Origin of the sequence: Dietzia sp. SLG310A2-38A2, from assembly GCF_014145095.1 — a bacterium.
GTDB lineage: Bacteria > Actinomycetota > Actinomycetes > Mycobacteriales > Mycobacteriaceae > Dietzia.
Window position 1 is genome coordinate 1 of record NZ_JAALDX010000472.1, and the last position, 1,016, is coordinate 1,016.

General features: G+C 66.2%; 1 protein-coding gene. It reads right to left on the bottom strand.

The window, feature by feature from the left end:
• Window positions 1-947: IS30 family transposase (locus tag G6027_RS15390; protein ID WP_182637928.1), on the bottom strand; the 947-nt coding region annotated here is incomplete at its 3' end.
• Between the last annotated feature and the right edge of the window lie 69 nt (window positions 948-1,016).

The window sequence follows — 1,016 nt, forward strand, 5'->3', positions numbered from 1 at the left end:
CCGTTGGTGTTCTCGTTGGATCCGCGCTGCCAGGGCGAGTGCGGGTCGCAGAAGTACACCTGGCAGTTGGTGCTCAGCGTGAATTTGGCGGTCTGCGCCATCTCCGAACCTTGGTCCCAGGTCAGCGACCTGAGCAGGTGATCGGGCAACTGGCTCATACGCTCGATCAGAACCCCGATGACCTCCTCGCTGACCCGTGATCGCGGTAGCGAACCGAGCATCACGTACCGCGAATGCCGCTCGACCAGGGTCACTATCGCCGAAGCGCTGCGGGCGCCCAGGACCAGGTCGCCCTCCCAGTGCCCCGGAACTGCTCGGTCCTCGGCCTCGGCAGGCCGGGTCGAGACGTTGAACCCCTTGACCCAGGCCTTGCCGGTGCGGTCGGCCGACGCCTTGCGCGACTGCGGTTTGCGCTGTCGACGGCCGGATCTGAGAGCGACCTGCCTGCCGATCTCCATCCGGAATCCACCCCGTGCCTGGAAATAGATGGCCTGGTAGATCGTCTCGTGGGACACATGCATCTCCGGCTGATCGGGGTAGGTCAGCGTGAGCCACCGCGAGATCTGCATCGGTGACCACCGCAGCTCGAGCTTGGCCTTGACCGTAGACCACAGCGGCGGATAGGCACGGCCGTGAGCAGGCTTGAGCTTGCCCGCACGCTTGCGTCTGGCACGCTCATCGGCTTTGCGCTGAGCCTGCTCGCAGGAGTACAGCCAGCGATACGACCCGGACAGGCCCGGGGTGTGGCCCCGCTTTCGATGCGGGTGCCGAGCCCCCTGCCCCTTCGCGCACCGCGCACCCCGGGCCGAGTTGTTGCGCTCGACTTCCCGCCAGACCGTGGTGCGACTACGCCCGATCCGCTCGGCGATCTCCGGGTAGGTCAACCCCTGCCCAAACAAGGCCTCGATCTTGGCCCGCTCGACAACCGACAACCGCGCACCAGGCACCGCGATCTCCTACAGTCAAACCGCCCCCGCCTCTCGGGAGCGACGTTGCAACAACCGTATGAAACCGCC